Below are 18975 nucleotides of genomic sequence, written 5' to 3' on the forward strand. Positions count from 1 at the left end.
GTGTTCTCGTGCGGCGGGAGCGGGTCAGTCCTCGGAGGCGGGCCCGTCCGCCACGTAGAGCAGGCGCTTGTTGACGAACTCGTCCATGCCCAGCGGGCCCAGCTCGCGGCCGTAGCCGGAGCGCTTGACCCCGCCGAAGGGCATGCCCGCGCCCTCGGCCTCGGCGGCGTTGACGGCGGCCATCCCGGCCTCCAGGGACTCGGCGAGCCGCCGGGCCCGGTCGGGGTCGGTGCTGAACACCGCCCCGCCGAGCCCGTAGGGGGTGTCGTTGGCCAGGGCGAGGGCCTCGTCGTCGTCGGCCGCCCGGTAGACCACGGCCACGGGCCCGAAGAGCTCCTGGTGGTGGGCGGCCATGCCCGGGGTGATCCCGGTGAGCACGGCCGGGGCCAGATACGCCCCCGGCCCCTCGAGCAGCCGCCCGCCGGCGTGCAGGGTCGCCCCGGCCTCCACGGCCTCGCGGATCTGCACGGCCAGGGTCTCGGCCGCGGCCCGGGAGGACAGCGGCGCGAAGGTCCCGGGGACGGCCTCGGCCGGATCGCCCGGGGTCAGCGCCTCCGCCAGGCGGGTGAGCTCGGCGACGAACTCGTCGTAGATGCCGGCGGTGACGATCATCCGCTTGTTGGAGTTGCAGGCCTGGCCGGTGTTGCCCATCCGGGTGGCGAAGGCCGCCCGGGCGGACTCCTTGACGTCGTCGGTGTCCAGCACCACGTAGGGGTCCGAGCCGCCCAGCTCCAGCACGACCTTCTTCAGGTTCCGCCCGGCGATCTCCGCCACGGCCGCCCCGGCGCGTTCGGACCCGGTCAGCGACACCCCCTGGACGCGGGGGTCGGCGATGATCTCGGCGATCTGGGCGTGGGAGGCGAAGAGGTTGGTGTAGATCCCGGCGGGCACCCCGGCCTCGTCCATCAGCTGCTGGAGGGCACTCGCCGCCCGGGGGCAGGACTCGGCGTGCTTGAGCACGATCGTGTTGCCCAGCACCAGGTTGGGGGCGGCGAAGCGGGCCACCTGGTAGTAGGGGTAGTTCCACGGCATGATCCCCAGCAGCACCCCCACGGGCCGCTTCTGGATCACCGCCCGCCCGGTCCCGTGCGGGGTGGGTAGGGCCTGGTCGGCGGCCAGGGCCGGGCCCTGGGCGGCGAAGTAGGCGAAGATCTCGGCGCAGAAGGCGGCCTCCTCCCGGGCCTCGGTGATCGGCTTGCCCATCTCCTGGGTGGCGATGACGGCCAGCTCCTCGGCGCGCTCGGCGAACAGCTCGCCGACCCGGGCGGCCACGGCGGCCCGTTCCTCGATCGGCCGGGCCCGCCAGTCGCGGAACGCGGTGTCGGCGGCGGCGAGCGCCTGCTCGACCTCGGCGTCGGCGGCGGTCGGGAACTCGGCCAGGACCCGGCCGGTGGCCGGATCGACGGAGCGGTACGCGGACGGGGTGGCGGGACGGGCCTCAGCGGTCATGGCGGGGTCTCCTCTGCGGGGGTCGGGCGGCGCCGACGGCGTCGTGGCGCCCGGGACGGGGAACGGTCGGTCCGGGAAAGGGCAAGGGACAGCGGAAGGACAAGGGCATGCGGACGGGGCTCACAGCTGCATCGCCACCGCCCGCACGGGGGAGCCGTCCAGTCCGCGCAGCCGCAGCGGCAGGGCGCTCAGCAGCGGGTCCTGCCAGTCGACGGCGTGCAGGTTCGTCAGGTTCTCGATGATCGCCCCGCCCGCGCCCAGGACCGCCGCGTGCACCGGCAGCTCGGGCGGGCCGGTCGAGGCGGCGTCCGGGGTGCGGTCCGGGTTGAGGGTGTCGGTGCCGAGCACGCGCACGCCCGCGGCCAGCAGGCGCCCGGCGATCTCGACGTCCAGCACCGGGTGCGCCAGGTAGCGGGGCGTGCCGAAGTGCCGCGACCAGTCGGTGCGGAACAGCACGATCGAGTCGGCCCGGACGTCCTCCAGCTGGTCACGGACGTGCGCCCAGCGGACCACCTCGTGCTCCCGGAGGTCCGGCACGTGCACGATGCGCGCCGGTCCCACCAGCCGGGCGAGGTCGAGCTCGTCCACGGACGGGCCGCCCTCCACCGTGTGCAGGGGCGCGTCCACGTGCGTCCCGCTGTGCGTGCCCAGGTGCAGCTCGGCCACCTGGAAGCCGTCCTGCGGCACGGACGCCGCGAGCCGCGAGACCACGGGCGGGTCCCCGGGGAAGACCTGCATGCCGGCCTCCACGGGGTGGCTCAGGTCAACGAGGCGCATCGCCGCTCACCTCCGGCTCCCCGGGCGAACCGGTCCCGCCGGTTCCTCCGGTCCCGACGGCGTCGCCGGCCGCGGCGGAACCGGGCCGCGTCGCGGCGGTCTCCGCCGCGGTCTCGTCGGCAGCCTCGGCCAGGTGGCGCTGCACCGGCCGGTCCGTCACGATCCGTCCTGCGGCCAGGGCCCAGCCGAGGTACAGCGCCGCGGAGAGCGCGAACGTGGGGATGGTCGCGCCCACGGGGCTCGGCAGCACGTAGGTGAGCACCAGCGAGGAGACCGCGCCGAGGACCCACACGGCCACGGCGGCGGGATTGACCCCGCCCCGGTACCAGTACCGGCCGCCGCGTCCTCGCAGGATGTCCGCCGCGTAGGCGCCGCGCCGGACCACGTAGTAGTCGACCAGCATGATCGCGAACACGGGGATGAACAGGGAGCCGATCAGCACCAGGAACTCGGTGAACTGGTCCAGCAGCCCCAGCCGGGTGGACCCGAGGACCGACACCGTCCCCAGCACGAGCGCCGTGGGCAGGAACCGGACCCTGCGCGAGGGCGCGAGGTTCACCACCGAGGAGACCATGCCGTAGACCACCATGGTGTTGGTGGCCATCACCGACAGGAAGACCACCACCGCCAGGGGCGCGCCGAAGGCGGCCACGAGCACCGTGGGGTCGAAGCCGACCGCCTCCCCGCCGTCGAGCACCACGTAGGCGATGGCGGTGGCCCCCAGGCTCATGGCCGCGACCGTGGACAGCACGTACCCCGTCCCGGAGCCGATCATGCCCGCCGACTGCCTCCGGGCGAGACGGTTGAACTCCGCGGAGAGCACCGTCCAGGAGATGGCCGTGGCGATGACGACGTCCAGGACCGTGATGGCGGACCAGCCCGCCTCCGGGTCCACCGGCAGGGCGGCGAAGTCCACCACCGGGTAGGCGGTGAAGGCCACCGTGAACACCCAGGCCATGATGCCCAGGATCACCACCGCCAGCCACGGCTCCACGCGGGCGATGCCCTCGTGGCCGAGGACGGCCAGCGCCACGACCAGCGCCTGGCAGAGCACCGAGAACAGCACCGGGTTCGAGTAGCCGGTGGCCTGGGCCACCAGGAAGTTCACGGTGACGCCGGCGAGCATCGCCTGCACCCAGCTCCAGCCCATGAGGATGACCACGTTCGCGGCCACCGGGAGGAAGGAGCCGCGCAGGCCGAACGAGCCCTTGGTCAGGGACATGGTGGCGAGACCGGTGCGCGTGCCCATGTTCCCCACGAGCACCAGCACCGCCCCGCCGATCAGCGTGCCCAGGACGATCATGCCCAGGGCCGTGGGCCAGGACACCCCGGGCACGAACAGCGTGCCCGTCAGCAGCGTGGTCACCACGAGGTTCGCCGCGAGCCAGATCATCCCGATCCGGCCCGCCCCCAGCGTGCCGCGCAGCGGGCCGTAGCCCTCGGAGTTCTCGTCGAGGTGGTCGGAGAGCCGGGACCAGGCGCTCACGGGCGGACCTCCGTGCGGTCGGCGCCGGCCGGGCCGGAGCCCGCGAGACGCTCGTTCCACTGCCGAAGCACCCCGGCGTGCGTGGGCCGCGAGAGCAGCGAGACCACCACGTAGACCAGTGCGGAGGTCGCGAGTCCCAGGTAGATGGGGGCGTTGGCCAGCACGCCGAAGACCGCCATGGACGCCACGGTCACCACGGACCCCACGAGCATGGACAGGGCCGCGCCGAGGCTCGTGCCCCGCCGCCACACGAGCCCGCCGAGGATCGCGACGAGCAGACCGCCCACCAGGATGTCGTAGGCGATGGTCAGGGCCGTGACGGTGTCCGAGACGAAGATCGAGATCACGGTGATCACCACGCCGAAGACGAGCACGTAGATCCGGTCCCCGCGCAGCGCCTCGGCGGTGCCCTCCGGGGCGGGGGCGGCGTCCCGCGCGAACAGGGACCTCAGGGTGGGCACGACGTCCACCCGGGCCACCGTGGCCGCGGCGATGAGCGCGCCCGAGGCCGTCGACATCATGGCGGCGACACCGGCGGCGAGCACGACCCCGCCGAGCCCGGCCGGGACGTACTGCTGGGCCATCGTGGCGAACGCGTCGTCCGGGGAGGCGAGGTCCGGGGCCACCGCGGCCGCGGTCATCCCGATGACGGCGCCGGCCACGCCGTAGAGCGCCACGTAGGCCGCGGAGGCGAGCCCGCCCCAGCGGGCCACCTGCGGGGAGCGGGCGGTGAAGACGCGCTGCCAGATGTCCTGGCCGATCAGCATGCCGAAGCCGTAGACCACGAACTGGGTGACGATCGCCTGCGTGCCCATCCCGCCCCAGGTGAAGAACGTGGCGTCCAGCCGCTCCTCGAGCCCCGACCAGCCGCCCGCGGCCGAGAGGGAGAACGGCAGCAGGACCAGGAAGATCCCCACCGTCATGAACACGAACTGCATCATGTCCGTGAGCGTGATCGACCACATCCCGCCGAGCACGGAGTAGCCCACGACCACCACGCCGCCGAGCAGGATCGCCCAGGCCCGGTCGATCGGGAAGAGGACCGAGAAGATCGCGGCGTACGCGGAGGTGGAGGTCACGGAGAGCATCACGGTGTAGGCCAGCATCACGAACGAGGACGCCTTGGCCCCGCCGCGCTCGCCGTAGCGCAGCTGCAGCATCTGGGAGACGGTGAAGACCTTGAGGGACTGGATGCGGCCGGCGAAGAACAGGCTCAGCGCGGCCAGGCCCGTGGCGATCGCCACGACCAGCCACATCCCCGAGATGCCGTAGGTGTAGCCGAGGCCCACCCCGCCCACGGTGGAGGCGCCGCCGAGGACCACGGCGGCCATGGTCCCCGTGTAGAAGCCGGGACCCAGGCGGCGACCGGCCACCCGGTAGTCCTCCGCGTCGTGGGCCCGGCGGCTGGCCCAGAGCCCGACGGCCACCATGGCGACCAGGTACAGCACGATGATCAGCACGTTCATGGATGTCACTGCTTCCTCGGGGCGCGGGCGCCCACGGGGTCGATCGGACGGTTTCCCGCCGACAGGTTGCTCGACAAGAAACAAAAGTTGTCCCACATAGTATGATGCAGATCATGTTTTGGGAACGGGTCCGGGTCGTTCCGGCCGGGTGGACCGTCCTGCAGGAGGAGGAGGCGCCGTGAAAGCACTGCCCATCGAGAGCTCCGGGCACTCCGCCGCCGTGGGGTCCCGGCTGCGCAACCACCGGCGGCGCAGCCACATGACCATCGACCAGCTCGCCTCCGCCGCCGGCCTCACCAAGGGCTTCGTCAGCCGGGTCGAGCGGGACATCACCTCCCCGTCCGTGGACTCCCTGGTGCGGATGTGCCAGGTGCTGCGGATCGACGTGGGCGCGCTCTTCGCCGGGCCCGCCGACGTGGAGCTGGTCCGGCTCGAGGACGCCCCGCACGTCGACCTCGGCGGGGAGGGGATCGAGGAGCAGCTCGTCACGCCGTCGGCCCAGCGCCAGGTCCAGGTCATCCGGGCCCGCGTGGCCGCCGGCGGCCGGGGCGAGGACGCGATGTACAGCATGGACTGCGAGACCGAGGTGCTGCACCTGATCAGCGGCCGGTTCCGCCTCCACGTCCCGGACCGCAGCTACGACCTGGAGGCGGGGGACACCGTGACGTTCCCCGGCTCCGAGCCGCACACCTGGGAGAACCCCGGTCCCGAGGAGGCGGTGCTGCTGTGGATCCTCGGCTCCTGAGCCGCCTCGTCCGTCCCGGCCCCCCGTCAGCACCTCCTGCAGCACCCCGTCAGCATCCACCGAGAGGACCGCACACCATGAACCCCGAGCGCATCACCGGCACCGCCCCGGACGGCACCCCCGTCGTCGGGCCCGTCAACGCCGCCCTGACCCCGCGCTGGGCCGGGCTGGGCACCTTCGCCCGGCTGCCGCGCACGGACGAGGTCGAGCACACGGACATCGCGGTGGTGGGCGTGCCGTTCGACGCCGGAGTGTCCTACCGGCCCGGGGCCCGCTTCGGGGCCAACCACGTCCGGGAGTCCTCGCGCCTGCTGCGCCCCTACAACCCCGCGCAGAACGTCTCCCCGTTCGCCGGGGCGCAGGTCGCCGACGCCGGGGACATCGTGGCCAACCCCTTCGACATCGCCGAGGCGATCGCGTCCATCGAGGCCCAGGCCACCGAGCTCATGGGGGAGTCCACCCGGCTCGTGGCGATCGGCGGGGACCACACCATCGCCCTGCCGCTGCTGCGCGCCGCCCACGCCCGGCACGGGAAGGTGGCGCTGCTGCACTTCGACGCCCACCTGGACACCTGGGACACCTACTTCGGCGCCGAGTACACCCACGGCACCCCCTTCCGCCGGGCGTTCGAGGAGGGCCTGCTGGACACGGACGCGGTGTGCCACGTCGGCACCCGCGGGCCGCTCTACGGCACCGAGGACCTCGACGACGACGCCCGCTTCGGCTTCGGCATCGTCTCCTCCGCCGACGTCATGCGGCTGGGGGTCGACACGGTCGTCGCGCACCTGCGGGCGCGCGTCGGCGACCGTCCCCTCTACGTCTCGCTGGACATCGACGTCCTGGACCCGGCCCACGCCCCCGGCACCGGCACCCCCGAGGCCGGCGGGATGACCAGCCGGGAGGTGCTGGAGATCCTGCGCGGTCTGCGCGGGGCGAACGTGGTGGGCTGCGACGTCGTGGAGGTCGCCCCGGCCTACGACCACGCCGAGCTCACCGGGGTGGCCGCCGCGCACGTGGCCTACGAGCTCATCAGCCTCCTGGCGCTGGGCCCCGGCGCGGCGCCGGACGGGCCCGCCTACGGGCTGGCCGGGCACGTCTACGGGGCAGCCGCCCCCGATCCGGCGCACGGGCCGGCGCGGCAGCCGGGGCAGCGCCCGGTGGGGGAGGACCGGTGACCGGGGGAGCGGCCGTGACCCCCCGGCCCGACCACACCTCGCTGTTCGCCCACCGTTCCGAGGAGTTCCGCCCCTCCCCGGTCCGGGCCGTGTTCGAGATCGCGATGCGCCCCGGGATCATCTCCCTGGCCGGCGGCAACCCGGACATGAGCGTCCTCCCGCACGACGTCGTGGCCGCGATGACGGCGCGGATCCTGACCGAGCGCGGGCCCGAGGTGCTCCAGTACGGCTCCGGGGCCGGGATCGAGCGGCTGCCCGAGCTGGTCGTGCAGCTCATGCGCCTGCAGGGCGCGGAGACCACGCCCGACACGATCCAGATCACCGCCGGCTCCCAGGCCGGCCTCGACCTCGTGACCAAGCTGTTCTGCGACCCCGGGGACGTGGTCGTGGCCGAGGGCCCCACCTACGTGGGGGCCCTCGGCGTGTTCGGCAGCTACGAGGTCGAGGTCGCCCACGTGGACGTCGACGACGACGGGCTGGACCCCGAGACGGTCGCCGAGCGGATCGACGGGCTGCGGGCCGCCGGCCGGAGCGTGAAGCTCGTCTACACCGTGCCGAACTTCTCCAACCCCACGGGCGTGACCACCACGGAGGACCGGCGCCGCCGGCTCGTGGAGGTCTGCGCCGAGCGGGGCGTGCTCATCCTCGAGGACGACCCGTACGCGCTGCTCGGCTTCGACCGCGCCCACCGGCTCCCGTCCCTGTACTCGCTGGACCCCGACACGGTGATCCACCTGGGCAGCTTCTCCAAGATCTTCTCGCCCGGACTGCGGGTCGGCTGGATCGCGGCGGTGCCGGCGGTGCGGGCCCGGCTGCAGATCGCGGCCGAGGCCGTGACCATCCACCCGTCCGTGCTGGGCCAGGAGCTCGCCGCCGAGTACGTGGGCAGCGAGCACTGGCGGCCCGCCCTGGACCGGGCGGTGGAGCTCTACCGCTCCCGCTGCGCCGCCATGATGACCGCCCTCGAGCAGTTCATGCCCGAGGGGGTGCGCTGGACGCGCCCCGCCGGCGGCTTCTTCACGTGGCTCGACCTCGACCCGGCCCTCGACCACGGGGACCTGCTGGGCCGGGCCGTCGGGCACGGGGTGGTGCTGGTGCCCGGCGGCGCCTGCTACGCGGACGGGCGCGCCTCCATGAGCCTGCGCCTGGCGTACTCGGCGGCCACGGAGGGGGAGATCACCGAGGGGGTCCGGCGGGTCGGGGAGATGCTCCGCGACTGAGCCGCCGGGCCGCCGGCTCCGGCGCTCCTCCGGTGCTGGTGCGGTGCCGGTGGCCGGGGCGATACTGGCCGCATGGACGACGAACGGGCCGGCCGGGCCGGTGCCCTGTGGTCGAGCGCACGGGGGAGCGGGCCGATCTTCGTGCTGCTGCACCCCGGGGGCACGGACTCCCGGGCGCTCGCACCGCTCGTGGCGGAGCTGACCGGGCGGTACCGGGTGATCACCCCCGAGCAGCGCGCGCACGGACACACCCCCGACCGTCCGGGCCCGCTCTCGTACGCGGCGATGGCCGAGGACACGATCGCCTTCCTCGAGCAGGAGTCCGGTGCGCCGGTGCACCTGCTCGGCTGCAGCGACGGGGCCGTCGTCGCCCTCTGCACGGCGCTGCGACGACCCGACCTCGTCCGGGACCTGGTGCTCGCCGGCGGGGTGCACCACCGCGCCGGGTGGGAGCCCGGCGTCCTGGAGGAAGCGGCGGAGGCGCCGGAGTTCATGGTCGACGCCTACGCGGAGGTCTCCCCCGACGGACGGGAGCACTACGGGGAGGTCGTGGCGAAGCTGCGGCGGATGCACGCGCGGGAACCGGTCCTCACCGACGCGGACCTGGCCGGTCTCGACCTCCCCGTCCTCGTGCTCGTCGGGGACGACGACGAGGTCCGGCTCGAGCACGCCGTCGCCGCCTACCGGGCCCTGCCGCAGGGGGAGCTGGCCGTGGTCCCGCACGCCTCCCACGGGGTGCTGGTCGAGAAGCCCGAGCTGTGCGCGCGCCTGATCACCGACTTCCACACCGCCGACAAGCCGGCCACCCTCGCCCCGAGGCGGCGCCGGACGGGATCCTGAGGGCGGTCCCGGCGGAGTCGCAGCACGTGCGTGCCCGGAGCCCGGCCCGGGTCGTTCCGTGACGGCGTCGGCGGGCCGAGTGGACGCCGGACTGAGGGTAGCCTAACCTCTCGTGCGGGGGTTCTCCCGATCATTCACCAGTCCTCGGCGGGCGCTCCGCCCCAGGACGTCCAACTGAGGTGGTTCTGTGCGCGCTGTGCTCCGGGTGTCGGCATCGATGGGTGTGGTCGCCGTTCTGACGTTGTCGGGCTGCGGCTTCAGCGGCGGGGACGGGGGGAGCTCGCAGGCGGGGGAGTCCGACCAGCGGATCGTGGTGGACAACTTCCGCGCTCCGGTGGCCGACTGGGCCCTGGAGAGCGACGCCGCTTACATCCTGTCCCTGTCCGGCTGCCTGGAGACCCTGACCCGATACGACGAGGCCCAGGGCGAGATCGTCCCGGCCCTGGCCACGGAGTGGAACCAGGTCTCGCCCACGGAGTGGGACTTCACCCTGCGGGACGGTGTGCAGTTCCAGGACGGCACCGGGCTCACCGCCGACGCGGTGGTGACCTCGCTGCAGAACGTGCTGGACGCGGAGGTCCCGGCCCGGGCCTTCAGCCCGGCCGTGGTCAGCGGCGTCGAAGCCGTCGACGAGCGCACGGTGCGGGTCACCACACCGGAAGAGAGCCCGCTGGTCCCCTACCGCCTGGCCAGCGTCAACACCGGCGTGCTGGCCCCGGCCGCCTTCGAGGGCGGGAGGGTGGACCCGTTCGGGCACTGCACCGGGCCCTTCACCCCCGTCTCCGAGCAGCCCAAGCAGTCGCTGACCCTGGACCGGAACGAGGACTACTGGGGCGGGCCGGTGCAGCTCGCCGGGGCCGAGGTGCGGTTCATCACGGACGGGGCGACGCGCGCGACGCAGGTGCAGACCGGCGAGGCCGACGTCTCCCTGTCCATCCCGGTCGCCAACCTGTCCGCGCTGGAGGCCGACGACGACGTCGAGGTCCTCAAGGCCGAGTCCCCGCGGACCGCGACGCTGTACATGAACAACGGCCGGGCGCCCTTCGACGACGTCGACTTCCGCCGGGCCGTCCGCTCGGCGCTGGACCTGGAGGCCCTGGCCGACAGCGTCTACGAGGGTGCGGCCCTGCCGGGCACCGGGCCCTTCGCCTCGTCCGAGCCCTGGGCCGTCGAGGGCGCCGGGACACCGCAGCGGGACGTGGAGGCGGCGAAGGAGCTGCTGTCCGCCGCCGGCTACACCGCCGAGCGGCCGCTGGAGATCATCGCGATCGTGGAGCGGGCCGAGTTCGCCGACGTGGCGACCGTCGTCCAGGAGAACCTGGAGAGCGTCGGCGTGCCCGTCACCATCACGACCAAGGAGTACGCCGCGGTGGAGCCGGACCTGCTGGCCGGGGACTACGACATGGTGCTCAGCCAGCGCAACCGGCTGATCGACATCGCCGACCCGATCGGGTTCCTCACCGCCGACTACACCTGCGAGGGCAGCTACAACCTCAGCCACTTCTGCGACGAGGACTACGACGCGCTCATCGCCGAGGCGGCCGAGACCGCCGACACCGAGCAGCGCTACCGGCTCTATGCCCAGGCCGGGAAGATCCTCGAGGAGCAGGCCGTGAACGTCTGGCTGGTCAACGAGCAGGCCATCGACGCGGTCCGCACCGATTTGCAGGACTACACGCAGGACCCGCTGTCCCGGTACGTGCTGCGCGCGGGGACGGCGAAGCCCGGCTCGTGAGCACGACCGGCACCTGCAGAGCCCTCCGGACACGGGGGCGTCGATGACGGCGTTCCTCGCCAGGAGGACGGCGGTCCTGGGGATCACCGTCCTCCTGGCGTCCTTCGTGGTGTTCCTCATCCCGTACGTCACCCCCGGGGACCCGGTGCGCAAGATCATCCGCTCCCGGGTGGCGGGGGAGGTGGTCGACGACGCCGCCGCCCAGGGGCTGGCGCTCGAGCTGGGGCTCCAGGACCCCCTCGCGGTGCAGTACCTGCGCTGGCTCGGCCGGCTCGCCGGCGGCGACATGGGGCTCTCCTACGCCAGCCGGACACCGGTGATCGAGCAGGTGCTGCCCGCCCTGTGGATCACGCTGAGCCTGGTGGTGGTGACTCTCGGGGTGGCGGCCACGGTGTCCGTGGTGCTGGGGGTCGTCGCCGCCCTGCAGGAGGGGCGCCCGGCCGACCGGGTGATCACCACGGTCACCCAGGCCTTCATCGCGATGCCCGAGTACTGGCTGGCCCCGGTGCTCGTGCTGGTGTTCGCGCTGCAGCTGTCCCTGCTGCCCTCCGCCGGGTGGGAGGGCCCCGCGTCCGCGGTGCTGCCGGTGACGGTCCTGGCCCTGCGCCCGATCAGCTACTTCACCGCGGCGGTGCGCGAGGGGATGCTCGAGGCGCTGAGCGCCGAGCACGTCGTCGCCGCCCGGGCCCGGGGGCTCAGCCACGCGCAGGCCGTGCGGAGCCACGTGATCCCCAACGGTCTGCTGCCGCTCACCACGCTGGTGGCCGTGTGGTTCGCCGGTCTGCTGGGCGGGTCCGTCATCGTGGAGGTCGTCTTCGCGATCCCCGGCATGGGGAGGCTGCTGTTCGACGCCGTCCGCAACAGCGACATCCCGCTGGCCCAGGGCGGGGTGGTGCTGGTCGTGGGGCTGGCGGTCGTCCTGACGACCGCGGCCGATCTGGTGCACGGCCTCCTCAACCCCCGGGTCAGGGGGCGTCATGCGTGAGCGGCCCGTGCTGGTCTGGGCGGCGGCGGCGGTCCTGGCCCTGATCGTGCTGTCCGTGGCGGTCGCGCCGTGGATCGCCCCCTATCCGCCCGCCGCCCAGGACCTCTCCGCACGGCTGCTGCCACCCGGTCCCGCGCACTGGCTGGGCACGGACCACCTGGGCCGGGACACCCTGAGCCGGCTGCTCGACGGCGGCCGGTTCTCCCTGGTGACCGCCGCCGTGGCCACCGTGCTGACCGCTGCGATCGGCACGGGGATCGGCGTGCTGAGCGCTCGCCGCCGGGGCTGGGTCGACGAGCTGCTCACCCGGACCAACGACGTCCTGCTGGCGCTGCCGGAGATGGTGGTGGCGCTGTTCCTGGTCGCCGTGCTGGGTCCCGGTCACCTGACCCTGCTGCTGGCCCTGACCGTGACCGGGTGGACGCCCTTCGCCCGGCTGGCCCGGGCGCTGGCCTACGACGTCTCGGCCCGCGGCTTCGTCGAGGCCGCCCGCGTCCTGGGGTGCTCGCCGGCGTTCGTCGTCGTCCGGCACGTCCTGCCGCACCTGGCCGGACCGCTGCTGGGGCAGGCCGCCCTGCGCTTCGGGCAGTTCCTGATCACCGTCGGCGCCCTGTCCTATCTGGGGCTGGGGGTGCAGCCGCCGCAGTCGGACTGGGGGGCGATGCTGGCCGCGGCCCAGCCCTACGCCGCCAGGGCACCGATGACGATCCTGGCCCCGGGTCTGGTGGTCTTCACCGTTGCGCTGTGCGTGACCCTCATCGGCCAACGGCTGGCGCACATGAGCAGCACCCGCATGCTGCTGCCGGCCTCGGCGCGGACGGAGCGCGATGTCTGAGCACCTGGTCGTCGAGGACCTGCACCTCAGCCACCGGCCGGTCGCGCGCGGGCCCGGCGCCCGCGGCCTCCCCCTGGTCTCGGGCGTCGACCTCAGCGTGGCCCCGGGGGAGTTCGTGGCGCTGGTGGGCGCCTCCGGGTCGGGCAAGACGCTGACGGCCATGTCCGTCCTGGGTCTGCTGCCCGCACAGGTGCACCGCGACGCCGGGACGATCCGGCTGGGCGGGACGGACCTCACCCGGGCCGGGGAGGCGGAGCTGAACCGGGTGCGCGGCGGCCGGATCGGCATGCTCTACCAGCAGCCCAAGCGGATGTTCAACCCGCGCCGGACCATCGGGGACCACCTGCGGGAGCCGCTGAGAATCCATGCCGGGCTCCGCGGCCCGCAGGCCCGGGCACGGGCGCTGGAGCTGCTGGCCGAGGTGGGGTTCGAGGACCCCCGGTGGTGCGCCCGGGCGCACCCCCACCAGCTCTCCGGCGGCATGGCCCAGCGGGCCATGGTGGCCGTGGCCCTGGCCGGGCGCCCCGGACTGCTCCTGGCCGACGAGCCGACGTCGGCGCTGGACACGGTGCTCGAGCGGCAGATCCTGGAGCTCGTCGACCGCGAGCGGCGCGAGCGCGGCCTGGGCGTCCTCTACATCACCCACAACCTGGCCACGGTGTCCGCCTACGCCGACCGGGTCGTGGTGATGGATGCCGGGCGCGTGCAGGAGACCGGGCCGGCCGGGACCGTGCTCAACGATCCGCGCAGCCCGTGCACGAAGGCCCTCCTGGAGGCGTCGGCGCTCACCCCCACCGGAACCCCGCCCGCCGGCCGCGGGACCCGCCCCGTGGTGGTGCTGGACCAGCTCAGCAAGCGCTTCGGGCCGCGGCGGCGGGCGGACCGTCCCGCCGTGGACCAGGTGTCCCTCGACGTGCGGGAGGGGGAGATCCTCGGGGTGCTGGGGCAGTCGGGCTCCGGCAAGAGCACCCTCGCCCGGCTGGTCGTCGGACTCGAGACACCGGACAGCGGACGCGTCTCGGCCGGCCCGGCGGCCGACCGCGGCGGCCCCGGTGCCGCGGGCCCGCACGTGCAGCTCGTCTTCCAGGACCCGCACGACTCCTTCGATCCCCGCATGCGGCTGCGCACCAGCCTCGAGGCACCCCTCCTGCGGCGCCGGAACGGCACGGCCGAGCAGCGGCGCGAGCGCATCCACGCGGTCGTGCGGGAAGTGGGACTGGAGCCCGGGCTGCTGGACCGATATCCCGGCCAGTGCTCCGGCGGCCAGCTGCAGCGGCTCACCATCGCCCGGGCCCTCCTGCTGGAGCCCGCGGTGCTCATCTGCGACGAGGCCACCTCGGCCCTGGACGCGGTGACCCAGCGCACCGTCCTGGACCTGCTGGTGCGCCTGCACCGGGACCGGAACCTGACCCTGGTGATGATCTCCCACGACCTGAGCGTCGTCCGCTACCTGAGCCACCGGGTCGCGGTGCTCTTCCGGGGGCGCCTGGTGGAGCTGGCGGAGACCTCGGAACTGTTCAGCCACCCGCGCCACGAGCACAGCAGACAGCTGGTGGCCGCGGCCCTGCCGCAGGTGTGCGCGATCCTGGACTCCCACCGCCTGCCCGAGGAGCGCCTCGATGCCCTTCCGTGACCACCGGACCGAGACCCGCACGCTACTGGGCGCTCAGCTGGTGTTCAACATCGGTTTCTACGCCGTGGTGCCCTTCCTGGCCGGAGCCATGGGCTCCGAGTACGGACTGGGCGCCGCCGCCATCGGACTCGTGCTGGGGGCCCGGACCTTCAGCCAGCAGGGCATGTTCCTGTTCGGCGGGATGCTGGCCGACCGGTGGGGCGCCCGCCGGGCCATCCTCACCGGCTGCCTGGTGCGCATCCTCGGCTACGCCACGCTCGCCGCCGCGTCCGACGTGACCCTGTTCCTCCTCGGCGCCGTGCTCACGGGCACCGGGGGCGCCCTCTTCTCGCCCGCCCTGCAGTCACGGCTCTCCCACGCCGATCAGCCGGCCGGGCCCCGCCGCGACGGAGCCCCCCGGAGGTCGGTGTTCGTGTGGCTGGCGATCACGGGGGAGATCGGCGCCGTCCTGGGCCCGGTGGTGGGGTCCTTCCTGCTCGGCTGGGGGTTCGACGCGGCCCTGTCCCTGGGCATCGGGGTGTTCGCCGCGGTGACGGTCCTGCTCTGGTACCTGCTCCCGGCCGAACCGGCCCGCCTGCCGCCGGAGCGGCGGGCCGGAGGGCCCGTCGCGGCAGCCCCCGCGGCCGGCTCCCGGTGGGCCTGCCTGCGCGACCGGCGCTTCGTGGCGTTCTGCGCACTGGCCGGCATGAACATGCTGGCCTACCACCAGCTCTACTTCGCCGTGCCCGTCGAGCTGGGCCGGCGAGGTCTCGACGGCGCCTGGCTGGGCGCCCTGTTCCTGCTGGCCTCGGTCCTGACCCTGGTGCTGCAGCTGCCCGTCTCCGCCGCCGGTCTGCGCATGGGCCCCGGCCGGGCCCTGGCGGCCGGCTTCGTGCTGGAGGCCGGCGCGTTCACCCTGGCTGCCCTGACCGCCGCGCGCCCGGGGGACGCTGCCGGATCGCTGGCGCCGCTGTTGGGCGTCGTCGCCGTCCTGATCCTCGGCCACATGCTCCTGACCCCCACGATCCTGTCGCTCGTCCCGCGGTTCGTCCCCGCGCACGGGGCCTCCGCGGGGCGGGGCGCCTACTACGGGCTGACCGCCACCTGCGGCGGCATCGCCGTGCTGGCCGGCAACGCCGTGCTCGGGCAGCTGCTCGAGCTCACCGACCGGCACTCCTGGTGGCCCGGCACCCCCTTGGCGCCCCTGGTCGTGCTCACGCTCGTGGCCGCCGCAGGGCTGCCGGTCGTGCTCCGCGGACAGCGCGGCGACACCCCGCCCGAGGACGTGTCCTCCACCACGGCGCCGGCCCGAAGAACCCGCTGACCCCCCTCCTGCCGTCATCCCCCGACAGGGCGCCGCCCGGGGCCGGGACGTGCCCTCTCCGTCCGGCCACGGTGTCCGCGGCTCGGCAGGGTCTTGGCGGGAGCCGTGCCACCGGGCAGGATGACCGCAACGGAGCACAACGGCTGCGCCCCGGCGAGGGCCGACGCCGAGGAGGCGGAATGAGCACGCGGAGTTCCGGTGCGGACGTCTTGATGCCGGCCCCGCGCACCATCCACGACGTCTACGGCTTCCCGCAGGAGCTCTTCGACGTGCAGTACCCGGCGCCCGGGCTGCCGGGCCTGGTCGAGGAGATCAGCGACACCGTCCACCCCACCTGGATCGGGGCCGACGTCGACAGCTGGGGCATCGACCACGGCACCTGGTCCGTGCTCACGCACGCCTTCCCGGACGCCTCGGTCCCGGTGCTGCAGATGAGCATCAACGCCGACAAGCCCCTGGACTACCACCTGGACCTCGGGGCCCGCCTGGCGCCGCTGCGGGAGGCGGGCGTGCTGATCATCGCCAGCGGGAACATCGTGCACAACCTCGGCGGGATGGACCGGACGCGCACCGACGACGGCTACGACTGGGCGAGGTGCTTCAACGAGGACGCCAAGGAGCGCATCCTCACCGACCCCACCGAGCTGGCGGCCCTGGACGCGCACCGGGACCGGGACCTGGCCGTGCCCACCCCCGACCACTTCATCCCGTCCCCGTACCTCGCCGGGCTCGCCGGGGCCGCCGGCTCCGCGGACACCGACGTGCTCGTCGACGGGTACTCCTACGGCTCCCTGTCGATGACCGCCTACACCCTGGGCACGGACCACCTGCCGGCGACCGGCGGGGCGCGGTCTCAGGCCAGCAGGGCCTCGGCGGCGCGGCGCCCGGAGCGCAGGGCGCCCTGGGTCGAGCCGTTGGTGCGGTGGTCGCCGCACACGTACAGGCCGTCCCCGAGGGCGGCGGGCCGGTCGGCCACGATCCCGGGCGGCTGCTCCGGCAGCGCCCGGCGCACCTCGTGCACGGTCAGCAGGTCCCAGGCCGCGGTGTCCGCGGACCAGATCGTGGCCAGCTGCCGGCGGACGTCGGCCTCGGCGGGGAGCTCGGCGCCCCGCGGCAGGAGGGCGGTCGCCTGGATCAGCGCCCGGCCGTCCGGGGCGTAGCCGGGGGCGGAGTTGCTGACCACGGCCGTGTCGATCAGCGGGCCGCCGGTCTCGCCCGGCAGCACCAGGCAGCCGAGCTCCGAGGGCGCGGTCCCGGCCCCGAACCACCAGGTCGCCTCGCCCTTCATGGGGGTGTCCGGCAGGTCCAGGAGCCGGGCGGCCGCCGGCCCCTCGGTGGCCACGACCACGGAGGACGCCCGCCAGGCGGCGTCGCCGGCGCCCACGGTCCACCCGTCGCCGTTGCGCTCCACCGCGTCCACCCGGGTGTTCAGCACGGCCGGTGCCCGCAGCCCGTCGTGGATCCAGGCGGGCAGCGCGCCCATGCCCCTGGCCGGCAGGCCCGGGGTGCCGAGCAGGAACCAGCCGACGAGCTCGCGGACGAAGGCGGCCGAGGTGCGGCCCTCGTCCTCGAGGATCACCCCCGCCAGGAACGGCTCGAGCACCAGGTCCCGCAGCGGTCCCCGCACCCCGGCGTCGTCGAGGCTCTCGTGCCAGGGCCGGTCCCGCTGCTCCTGGCGCCGCGCCCGCGGGTCCAGGCCCGGGGCGAGCCACGCGGCCAGGGCGGGCAGCCGGCGCAGCTCCACGAGCGGGCTGCGCAGCGTCCCCGGCAGCCGGGAGGGGACGCGCCGCGGATCGGCGAGGACGTCGATGCCGTCGCCGCGGCGGACGCCGGCCGCGGCGTCGAACTGCTGGATCTCCAGGGCCGCGACGTCCACGCTGCGCCGCAGCTCGGAGTAGGCGGGGTTGAGCAACTGGAAGCCTCGGTCGCAGCGGAAGCCGTCGACCGTGTCGGTGCGGACCCGGCCCCCGATCCCGTCGGAGGCCTCCAGGACCACCACGTCCAGTCCGTGCCGCTCGAGCAGGTGGGCGCACTGCAGACCGGCGAGCCCGGCGCCGACGACGACGACATCGTGGTCCACGGGGACCTCCTAGCGGATCGGGGCGGCCGCGGCGGGGTCGAGCTCCGCGGCCGGTGCCGCGGTCCGGGCGGGGATCGTGAACAGCGCCGACTCTACGGTCAGGCCCGGCCCGAACGCCAGGGCGCAGACGGTGCGGGTCTCGTCCGCGGGGGCCGCGTCGATCACCTGGCGCAGGACGTGCAGGACGGTCACGCTGCTCATGTTGCCGCGCGTGGCGAGCACGTCGCGGGACTCCCGCAGCGCCTCGGGGGCGAGCCCCAGGGTGTCCTCGAGCTTGTCGAGGATGCCCCGGCCGCCCGGGTGCAGGGCCCAGTCGGTGATGCTGTCCCGGTCCACGGCCCCCTCGGGCCCGTCCAGCAGGGCCGTCAGGGCGGTGTGGATGTTGTCCTCGAGGACCTGGGGCACCGCGGCGCCCAGGATCATCTCGAACCCGGCGTCGCCGATGGTCCACGCCATGGCGTCCTCGCCGTCGGGGATCACGAGGGTGCGGAACCGGTCGAGCTCGAGCAGCGGGGTGACGCCCGGGGGCGTCCTGGCGCTGACCACGGCCGCCGCCGCGCCGTCGGCGAAGAGGGCGGCCCCCCGGATGGCGTCGGCGTCCCGGGCCGGGCGCAGGTGCAGCGTGCACAGCTCCACGGCCACGAGCAGGACCACGGCGTCCGGGTCCGCCGTGGCGATCGCCGCGGCCTGGCGCAGCCCGATCAGGCCGCCGTGGCATCCCATGAAGCCGATGTGGGCGCGGCGGACGGCCGGGTCGAGGCCGAGGTCCCGGACCAGCTGGTAGTCGGGGCCGGGGGCGAAGAAGCCGGTGCAGGAGACGGTCACCACGTCGGTGACGTCCGCGGGGTCCAGGCCGGGGCAGCGCGCGAGGGCGTCCCGCGCGGCCTCGGCGAAGAGCGCCGGGGCCCGCTCCACGTAGGTCCGGTTCCGGACGCCGGTCAGGGGCGCCAGGAACCGGCCGTCCGCCGTGATGTACGGGGACCCGGCGCGGGCGTCCTCCGCGGTCAGCTCGGGGAGCACCGTGTGCCGGCGCTCCACCCCGGAGGCGCCGAACACCGTGCGCAGCAGCCGGGCGTTGAGCCGGTCGGTGCCGGGCTGGGCCTGGTAGAGGTCCTGGGCGTCGGTCTGCTCGAGCACGTGCGGCGGGAGGGCCGTGCCGAGGGACAGGAGTGCGGGCGTCATCCCGTCCAGTATCCGTCCTCGGGCTGACAGGTGCCACGGAGGACGCGCGGGGGCCGGGCGGACC

General features: G+C 74.3%; 15 protein-coding genes and 1 pseudogene. 10 read left to right on the forward strand and 6 right to left on the reverse strand.

Annotation, left to right across the window (positions count from 1 at the left end; translation table 11 throughout):
• Positions 1-24 precede the first annotated feature (24 nt).
• The 4 genes from ACFU0Y_RS03080 to ACFU0Y_RS03095 form a co-directional block, all read right to left on the reverse strand.
• Positions 25-1449 (reverse strand): NAD-dependent succinate-semialdehyde dehydrogenase, encoded by a 1425-nt coding sequence (locus ACFU0Y_RS03080; RefSeq protein ID WP_380212977.1) that lies wholly within the window; start codon positions 1447-1449, stop codon positions 25-27.
• A 120-nt stretch (positions 1450-1569) separates the two neighbouring features.
• The gene (locus tag ACFU0Y_RS03085) at positions 1570-2226 is read right to left on the reverse strand and encodes a cyclase family protein (protein ID WP_380212978.1); all 657 of its coding nucleotides are present in this window, start codon (positions 2224-2226) and stop codon (positions 1570-1572) included.
• Positions 2213-3712: a purine-cytosine permease family protein gene (locus ACFU0Y_RS03090; RefSeq protein ID WP_380212979.1), complete on the reverse strand. Its 1500-nt coding sequence runs from the start codon at positions 3710-3712 to the stop codon at positions 2213-2215. The genes ACFU0Y_RS03085 and ACFU0Y_RS03090 overlap by 14 nt, the downstream gene beginning before the upstream one ends.
• Entirely contained in the window at positions 3709-5178 is a 1470-nt protein-coding gene (locus ACFU0Y_RS03095) for a sodium:solute symporter (protein ID WP_380212990.1), read from the reverse strand. Before ACFU0Y_RS03095 ends, ACFU0Y_RS03090 begins: the two co-directional genes overlap by 4 nt.
• Positions 5179-5356: 178 nt before the next feature.
• Here ACFU0Y_RS03095 and ACFU0Y_RS03100 point away from each other — a divergent pair, with 178 nt between their 5' ends.
• From ACFU0Y_RS03100 to ACFU0Y_RS03145, 10 genes and pseudogenes are all read left to right on the forward strand, one after another.
• Complete coding sequence (locus tag ACFU0Y_RS03100; RefSeq protein WP_380212980.1) at positions 5357-5923, forward strand: helix-turn-helix domain-containing protein; 567 nt, start codon at positions 5357-5359, stop codon at positions 5921-5923.
• A 77-nt stretch (positions 5924-6000) separates the two neighbouring features.
• A complete protein-coding gene (speB, locus tag ACFU0Y_RS03105) occupies positions 6001-7098 on the forward strand; it encodes an agmatinase (RefSeq protein ID WP_380212981.1) in 1098 nt (365 codons plus the stop codon).
• 14 nt (positions 7099-7112) lie between these two features.
• Entirely contained in the window at positions 7113-8318 is a 1206-nt protein-coding gene (locus tag ACFU0Y_RS03110; RefSeq protein WP_380212982.1) for a PLP-dependent aminotransferase family protein, read from the forward strand.
• Between the two features lie 72 nt (positions 8319-8390).
• Positions 8391-9158, forward strand: a complete 768-nt coding sequence (locus tag ACFU0Y_RS03115) for an alpha/beta fold hydrolase (RefSeq protein WP_380212983.1) — start codon at positions 8391-8393, stop codon at positions 9156-9158.
• Between the two features lie 217 nt (positions 9159-9375).
• The gene (locus ACFU0Y_RS03120; protein ID WP_380212991.1) at positions 9376-10893 is read left to right on the forward strand and encodes an ABC transporter substrate-binding protein; all 1518 of its coding nucleotides are present in this window, start codon (positions 9376-9378) and stop codon (positions 10891-10893) included.
• Positions 10894-10936: 43 nt separating this feature from the next.
• Positions 10937-11878 carry an ABC transporter permease gene (locus ACFU0Y_RS03125; RefSeq protein ID WP_380212984.1) on the forward strand — a complete coding sequence of 314 codons (942 nt, stop codon included), beginning with the start codon at positions 10937-10939 and terminating at the stop codon, positions 11876-11878.
• Entirely contained in the window at positions 11871-12713 is an 843-nt protein-coding gene (locus tag ACFU0Y_RS03130; protein ID WP_380212985.1) for an ABC transporter permease, read from the forward strand. Before ACFU0Y_RS03125 ends, ACFU0Y_RS03130 begins: the two co-directional genes overlap by 8 nt.
• On the forward strand, positions 12706-14346 hold the full coding sequence (locus ACFU0Y_RS03135) for an ATP-binding cassette domain-containing protein (RefSeq protein WP_380212986.1): 1641 nt from the start codon (positions 12706-12708) through the stop codon (positions 14344-14346). Before ACFU0Y_RS03130 ends, ACFU0Y_RS03135 begins: the two co-directional genes overlap by 8 nt.
• Positions 14333-15649 (forward strand): MFS transporter, encoded by a 1317-nt coding sequence (locus tag ACFU0Y_RS03140; RefSeq protein WP_380212987.1) that lies wholly within the window; start codon positions 14333-14335, stop codon positions 15647-15649. Before ACFU0Y_RS03135 ends, ACFU0Y_RS03140 begins: the two co-directional genes overlap by 14 nt.
• 212 nt (positions 15650-15861) lie before the next feature.
• A pseudogene (locus ACFU0Y_RS03145) lies at positions 15862-16434 on the forward strand (dioxygenase); the annotation flags it as partial.
• A 68-nt stretch (positions 16435-16502) separates the two neighbouring features.
• On the opposite strand, the gene ACFU0Y_RS03150 reads toward ACFU0Y_RS03145, so the two are convergent.
• Both ACFU0Y_RS03150 and ACFU0Y_RS03155 read right to left on the reverse strand, forming a co-directional pair.
• Positions 16503-17729 (reverse strand): NAD(P)/FAD-dependent oxidoreductase, encoded by a 1227-nt coding sequence (locus ACFU0Y_RS03150; RefSeq protein ID WP_380212988.1) that lies wholly within the window; start codon positions 17727-17729, stop codon positions 16503-16505.
• Between the two features lie 9 nt (positions 17730-17738).
• Complete coding sequence (locus ACFU0Y_RS03155; RefSeq protein ID WP_380212989.1) at positions 17739-18911, reverse strand: type III polyketide synthase; 1173 nt, start codon at positions 18909-18911, stop codon at positions 17739-17741.
• Positions 18912-18975 lie beyond the last annotated feature (64 nt).

This window comes from Kocuria sp. NPDC057446 (assembly GCF_042802875.1).
Classification (GTDB): Bacteria; Actinomycetota; Actinomycetes; order Actinomycetales; family Micrococcaceae; genus Kocuria.